The sequence below is a fragment of the Vibrio sp. S234-5 genome, assembly GCF_000960595.1.
In the GTDB taxonomy this organism is placed as follows: domain Bacteria; phylum Pseudomonadota; class Gammaproteobacteria; order Enterobacterales; family Vibrionaceae; genus Vibrio.
Window position 1 is genome coordinate 1 of sequence record NZ_JZAM01000446.1, and the last position, 1017, is coordinate 1017.

At 39.4% G+C, this 1017-nt stretch carries 2 protein-coding genes; both read left to right on the plus strand.

The window, feature by feature from the left end:
- Positions 1-338 precede the first annotated feature (338 nt).
- Entirely contained in the window at positions 339-581 is a 243-nt protein-coding gene (locus tag UF06_RS22930; protein WP_045572526.1) for a type II toxin-antitoxin system Phd/YefM family antitoxin, read from the plus strand.
- 8 nt (positions 582-589) lie between these two features.
- Positions 590-889 carry a type II toxin-antitoxin system RelE/ParE family toxin gene (locus UF06_RS22935; RefSeq protein ID WP_039428516.1) on the plus strand — a complete coding sequence of 100 codons (300 nt, stop codon included), beginning with the start codon at positions 590-592 and terminating at the stop codon, positions 887-889.
- Positions 890-1017: the final 128 nt, after the last annotated feature.

The window sequence follows — 1017 nt, forward strand, 5'->3', positions numbered from 1 at the left end:
CCTGTTTTACGGCTTGAGTGAACCACGAATCTGAGGGTAAAAGTGCTCATTTGCCGACAACACAAAACGAATGGCCGGAGAAACCTAAAAAGATTGAACTCCTAAATTTACCTGAGTTGCATAACGCCGCGTTAAGGGGTGAACAACGCAACTACCAACCTTCCGCATTGCACTAAAAACCAATAAAATCAACGCATAATGAGAATGCCGCGCGTTGTGAATCCCTCTTTAACGCCTTGTTAGCTTACCTTTTCACACATTTCGTGCGATTTAATCATATTGACCACTTCGTGTGATGAGCTATACTCCAATTAGACTAAAGACTGTGGAGAATAACCATGCATACATTAACAGCAAATGACGCTAAACGAAATTTTGGTGAATTGCTTCTTAATGCTCAACGCCAACCAATTAAGATCAGTAAAAACAGCAAAGATGCTGTTGTCGTGATGTCTATACATGACTACGAAGAGCTTGAAATGATGAAAACAGAATATCTTAAACATTGTTTCAACGCGGCTAAAGATGACTTGGCAAAAGGCAATGTCGTTGATGGTAAAGATTTTTTGAATGAGCTGTAACAAACAATATGCACAATAAACAATATAAACTGAGTAGTTTGGCTCAAACTCATTTACGTAAAGTAAAAAATTATACCATCAACAATTTTTCCGAATTACAGTGGCAACGTTATAAAGAAACACTACTTTCTGGCTTTCAAATGCTCGCCGATAATCCTGATTTAGGACGAAGCTGCCATGAAATATATAGTAACGGCTTTTACTTTCCGATTGGAAAACACACTGCTTACTTCACAAAGGAAGAAAATTTCATCTTAATCGTAGCTGTATTGGGGCAATCTCAGTTACCGCAAAATCACCTGAAATAATGTATCCGCCCCATGAACCCACGGGGCGATATTGTTAGTGTTTGAAGTTCCAAGGCAGGAGTGCATCGATATCAGGTTCCGCTTTCGCTAACTCCTGCATGCACTTGACCATGTAGTCGTAAAGGATA